Source organism: Xenorhabdus sp. IM139775, from assembly GCF_028598745.1.
GTDB lineage: Bacteria > Pseudomonadota > Gammaproteobacteria > Enterobacterales > Enterobacteriaceae > Xenorhabdus.
Genome location: NZ_JAQRFK010000111.1, coordinates 1 through 5,729, shown reverse-complemented (window position 1 = coordinate 5,729; position 5,729 = coordinate 1). Strand labels below are relative to the sequence as shown.

General features: G+C 36.8%; 6 protein-coding genes and 1 pseudogene. 2 read left to right on the top strand and 5 right to left on the bottom strand.

All coding sequences use genetic code 11. The features are described from left to right. Positions 1–55: 55 nt before the first annotated feature. The 5 genes from PSI17_RS15610 to PSI17_RS15590 all read right to left on the bottom strand — a co-directional run bounded on the left by PSI17_RS15610 (position 56) and on the right by PSI17_RS15590 (position 3,969). Complete coding sequence (locus PSI17_RS15610; RefSeq protein ID WP_273552850.1) at positions 56–835, bottom strand: polysaccharide lyase; 780 nt, start codon at positions 833–835, stop codon at positions 56–58. 230 nt (positions 836–1,065) lie between these two features. Further along, positions 1,066–1,668 carry an RBBP9/YdeN family alpha/beta hydrolase gene (locus tag PSI17_RS15605; RefSeq protein ID WP_273552849.1) on the bottom strand — a complete coding sequence of 201 codons (603 nt, stop codon included), beginning with the start codon at positions 1,666–1,668 and terminating at the stop codon, positions 1,066–1,068. 118 nt (positions 1,669–1,786) lie between these two features. Next, positions 1,787–2,614: an alpha/beta fold hydrolase gene (locus PSI17_RS15600; protein WP_273552848.1), complete on the bottom strand. Its 828-nt coding sequence runs from the start codon at positions 2,612–2,614 to the stop codon at positions 1,787–1,789. Positions 2,615–3,208: 594 nt separating this feature from the next. Then, entirely contained in the window at positions 3,209–3,661 is a 453-nt protein-coding gene (locus PSI17_RS15595; RefSeq protein ID WP_273552847.1) for a DUF2335 domain-containing protein, read from the bottom strand. 110 nt (positions 3,662–3,771) lie between these two features. After that, on the bottom strand, positions 3,772–3,969 hold the full coding sequence (locus PSI17_RS15590) for a Cro/CI family transcriptional regulator (protein WP_273552846.1): 198 nt from the start codon (positions 3,967–3,969) through the stop codon (positions 3,772–3,774). Between the two features lie 99 nt (positions 3,970–4,068). Here PSI17_RS15590 and PSI17_RS15585 point away from each other — a divergent pair, with 99 nt between their 5' ends. Together PSI17_RS15585 and PSI17_RS15580 are read left to right on the top strand one after the other, a co-directional pair. Then, a complete protein-coding gene (locus PSI17_RS15585) occupies positions 4,069–4,785 on the top strand; it encodes a LexA family protein (RefSeq protein ID WP_273552845.1) in 717 nt (238 codons plus the stop codon). Positions 4,786–5,400: 615 nt separating this feature from the next. After that, positions 5,401–5,499 (top strand): annotated as a pseudogene (locus PSI17_RS15580) (IS5/IS1182 family transposase); the annotation flags it as partial. Positions 5,500–5,729 lie beyond the last annotated feature (230 nt).

Genomic DNA, 5,729 nt, shown 5'->3' with positions numbered 1-5,729 from the left:
AGCTTCAATCCAAAATGATTGGATGAAATAAATAATTTTACAGGATAATAACTGATTAAATATTATCAGGCTTCCCAACACTAACAACAAAATCGTCAAAATAAGCATATTGTTCCACTGGTGGAGCCCAATCCAGCGTAGAGCCACCGAAAAAAGAACTCCATTTTATTGCATCAATGAAAACATTAGTTTTATTTCTTAACTTGAGGCTATCTGTGCTAAAAACCTCTTGATTATCGATATATTGTATATAGATACCATCATGTTTTCCGATATTATTTAGTTTTACATATTGCGTCAAAGTATACCAAGTGTTTTTCTTTAAAGAAGTTTCTAATTTAATATAGTCACCACATCGTTCATTTTTTTCAGGATAATAGAAATAACCAAATAACTCGCCTGCTTTTCGCCACATCAAACGACTGCTGAAACCATCAAAATTGTCATTATCGATACAACCTGATGGGTGATCTCCACCAGCCAAACCCGGTAATTTCCCACCGTTAACCCACATAAATTCTTTACTGAACATCATCCTATATTGCAACCATAATGCTTTATGTTCACCATGAACCGGTGCATTAAATGAGGTTCCGGCCTCAGAGCCAACAGTATTGGCAAGATAAGTAAGCTCTAACACTTTGTTTTTATCATCTTGGGGATCAATAACGATATTTAATCTGCCTTGATTAAGACCAGTCGATAAAGTGGGTGAAATACCCCAGTCGGATTTAAAATCTTTGGCAGAATATTTTCCTATCTTGTGTTCAAAATCCACATGAATCAAATCATCATTATTGGCATCAGAAATAAAGCGAGAATAAGACGGCGCCATAATTAACTCCTTAGTAAGTTATATTCATACTGTCACCACAAATCTCCATACAACTTAAATTAAGCCAAAATTCATCACAAAATATATTTTTATCTTGTTCCTGTTTGAAATGAGAGTCAAATTTTATAACTGATAAGCCATATTTAAAATAACTCACTGGTCTTTTATATTTAATGTCTCCCCAGATTAAGCCCGATAAACTGGGGAGATAAGATGTCATTTATCTGGATTTATTCTGATAACATATTTTCCAAAATATCATAGACAGGTAATAAACGAGTAAACCCATCCCTATAGATAAAATGTCCACCATTAGCAACATTCATCACTTCTGTTTGCAAAGCATGAGCCAAATCCAAAGAAGCTTGTGGAGAAACAATGTCATCATTAGAAGAAATCAGTGAAATACGCTGTTCAGTTACCTTGCGCAAGAAATCATAGTCTAACGGTTCAACAATAAAAGAATTCAGTTCTGGTAAAGTGGCCTGTGGAGAGTCAAATCCAGAAACCAAAATAAACCCTCCAATATGAAGATGCTGTGAACGTATCGACTCTAAATGGCGTAATACCGTGATACAACCGAGACTATGACCAATAAAAATCGAATTTTCATCTGCCTCAGGCACGATATCCATCAACCTCTTAGCCCAAGCTTCAGGTTTGGGGGCTGATGATTCAGGCATTGCAGGTACGATCACCTCTGCACCTTGTTCAGTCAATTTCTCTTTTAACCAGGGGAACCAATTAGATGAAGGTGAAGCCGTATATCCATGAACAATGATTATTTTTTTGCCAGAAAACCGACTGTCACTGCTTATTTTTTCTGATGCCATTGTTTTATCCTATTTAATCATTAAGCCATTAATGGAAGTAACATTCTCATTATTAAAAAATTGAGATGGGTGTAAGTCAATAATCGTATATATATTTATAAGTTAGTTACCACTTAAGTCATACACTCAGAATAAAATGCTTGATCTTTGCACTAAAAACGACAGGTTGCTCTATCGGAAACATATGCGTTACCCCCGTGATAATTTCCGATTGGCAATTGGGAATATTTCTTGCTGCTGATGCACTAACAAGCTGAAACAATGGACGGGAGTATTCACCATAAGCAACATGGGCAGGCAATTTTATCGCCGTCAGGGCGTTTGCATTTATATCTGGTTTTTCATTCTGATTCAGTTGCTTAATTATCGTATCTGCTTGGGCTAACTGAGCCATGCGTACAGCCTCAGGTTGTGAGGCAAAATAACCTTTTTGATTGCCTGAACCATCAATCAAAATTTCTACCATCTCAGGCAATTTTGTTTTCCCTGCTAATTCAAATAAAGGGCCAAACATAGCCTGGGCATCCGCCATAAATAGTACTAATTCTTCCTCAGTTAAATAAGATGGATATCCAAGTTCATAAAGAAAAAGACTACGAAACAATTCCGGTGCTTTTAATACTGCCAATAACGCTACATCAGCGCCATAAGACCATGCGACCAAATGTACCGGAGAACAGCCTATTTTGCGGACTACTTCAATAACATCATTAGCGTGTGTTTCAATACCAAAGGCACCTATCTTTGCAGAACCGCCAAAATGACGCAAACTTAAAGCCATCGGCGATACGCTGTCTTCCAGCTCAATCATATGTCGATTCCACATACAACTATCAGCCAACGCACCATGCAGAAACAATAAAGGTGTTTTATGATCCTCATGATTATGGAGATACTCAAGTTGAGCACCATTGACAACAATTTTCTTTTTTTGATATCTGATCATAGCCTTTCCATTGTAGCGTATTAACTGATTTTATAAGATATTAATACCATGAGCCTTCCAAATTTATTTTTTATCACTATTCATATCTTTTCCTATAACAGAAAAAATTGATTGGTTTATAGTTTTTCTCCTGATTGGAATAAATCACATAAGGTTTTAATATCCATATTAACTCTCTATAATGAGCAAATTTATCTTTAATACATAAACGCCCCTATCATACAAATTTTTTTATATTTGTCGATGTATAAATAGGTTTCCATAATAGAGACACACTCAAATCATGATAACTCCTTACGCCTCGCGCCGTAACGAGTAAGAAGTGCTCAACAATTTTGGAATGGTATTTATCATAATGATTTAATTGATGTAGCATACAAATGACTAAAGTAAAAGATAGCCAGTAAAGATCAGGGCGAGAGCATGAAAGACTAATTTTCGAACGAATTGTGTAAATAAAGCACTAATTCATACTTTAACAAGACCAGATTGAGTGATATTTATTCTAATTATGGTTGCGTAGCATACATTTCAAGCTCAAAAAACGTTCGCGCTCTCGCCTTGCAGTAAAGATAATCACTTGTTTTTTTTAAATTATTTTATATTCAATTTACGCCCAATCACAAATACAGAAACCAATCCCACCAAATCAATGGTGATTAACGTGCCAGCAAAGAGTATTTCGCCCTTAAAAGCAAAAACCGTCGCAACGATTAAGATAAATATCGTAATAAAAAAGCCCATCCATTGCCCTCTTTTATCTCTATTGATTAATCCATCCAGCGCCTTGTTCTGCTTTTCATGTTGAAAAATCTGCTCTTTTTCTCTAAGGGCAAATACCCTTTCAGCATAACCGGGTAAAATAGACTCATAACTCTTTAATATTTCAGGGGATGGAAATGAATCAACACAATGAGATATCTCTTTATTTTCAAGCAAATATCCATTTGATGAATCATCATCTAAAGTATCGTGGTAATCATTTGCGGGCATAATGTCAAGAATGCTCCCTATCGCTCTGAAGTCATGACCAATGTTAGCGTTCATATTTTCTTCCTCAACAATATACACAAAAAACATCTCAATAAAATCAGTGAGATAATTAACGTCAACCTATAATAGAAATGAATTAATCATACTTCTGATATTTTCTCTGCTCATAAAAAATTTTGCTTTTGGCTGGGAAATGGACGGCATTCTTCCGCTTTGTAAGTTCCATCTTCCTGACGAATCAAAAATATGTTACGCCCCGAACGTAATGCCTTACTGATCGCAGTTTGATGAACGCCGACCAAACGTGCAGCTTTAACCTGACCATTCAATTTCACATATTCTGATAATGAGATTTTTTCCATACCTTTCCTCCTTCTCCCTCAGAATAATATCTAAAGTACTAAATATTTCAATACTTTTAGTATTTATCATTTTAATAGCGTTGGTATTAAAATGAGCCAATGAAAAAGAAACTCACAGCAGAACAACTTGCCGATGCAGCACGTTTAAAAGCGATATTTGAGTCCAAGAAAAAACAGCTTGGCATCTCTCAAGAAACGCTTGCAGAAGAAATCGGCAAGACACAAAGTGCAATTTCACACTATCTCAATGGGATAAATGCCCTTAACTTGGAGATGGCAGCTTATTTTGCCCAAAAATTGGCAGTCCAAATTGCAGATTTCAGTCCGGAGCTGGATAGGCAAGCAAGGAAACTTGTTTCTGTTCTTTATGATGTTGATAATGCTTCATTTTCTGGCCACATGCTCTTCCATAAGAAATACCCACTGCTCGACTGGATCAGTGCAGGTAATTGGTGCGAAGATCCTGCTTCAAAATATCAAACAAACCGTATTGAAAAAGGATATGGGACTTCTGTTGAATGCTCACAACGCGCTTTTTGGCTGGAAGTACAAGGTGATTCAATGGTATCGCCGAATGGACTAAGCCTACCACAAGGCATGATCATTTTGGTTGACCCAGATGTTAAGCCTGTTCCCAACAAGTTAGTCGTAGCAAAACTTGATGGCGAGAAAGAACTGACTTTCAAGCAACTGATTACCGAAGGATATGATGCATTTTTAAAACCACTGAATTCTCAATACAATATGATTCCTTTGAGCAATCACGTGCATATTGTCGGGGTGGTTGTGGACGCGAGGATTGGGAGATTACCTTAAGTTATGGCATGAAATGACTTAACCTCTCCATCTGACACAGTAAAAATATGGCCTTATCCGTGATAATCGGGGTGCGATTCAACCCCGATCATAAAGAAATAATGCGTTTAGTTTCAATGTGTAACTAATTGTTAAGTATTATTCGCTTGTTATTGGGTGAAGATGGGTTTATTAGATATATCGACCTTTGTAGTCAGTGATAAACAGTGATAGAGAGAGAATAAAATGAAAAAATTCATTCTTCTTTGCCTGCTGGCAGGCTCTACTCTTTTAGCTTCAATGCAAACTTATGCTTGGGTTTGCCTCCCCCTCATACTAAACACTCAATTATATAAAGCCTGTGTAATTCAATGTATAGCGGAACATCCGGATACGCTAGGCGCTATATATTGTTCATAACAATATTGAGCAGGTGGCAGGATTATTTCTGCCACCTTAGGATCGTTTGCTCTGGGGTGGCAATGCGTTCTCTTATTTAATTACACCTGCTGATTTGATTGCGTCGTATTCATCAGGGCATCGTCTCAAATGAAATCGGCGACATCAATTAACCAATCAGGGAGCCAGTTCCCGACTGCCAGTCTGCATTCACCATGAATATCATCGACAGGTGATTTCCCCGATATAGCAACAAAATACGATAAATTAGAACACAATTACGCCAGTAAATTAGCTCTGGCGTTTATCATTATTTGCCTGCCTATGTGGGTTGATTCATTTGTGAACACTAACCGTCAACAGGCCCTAGTTTTTTTAATTTTATCAATACATGAACAACTATCGTTCACAATAACGATCTTAGATACAAACTCTGGATGAATGTCAAAGAAGTCATCTAAACGATTATCGAACTGTTTAGCAAAACGTAATAGCTCTAGTGGTACATCCTGTATTTGACCGCCATATTAAATGTGCTTGAAGGCCATGGTGTTTTATGATTAATT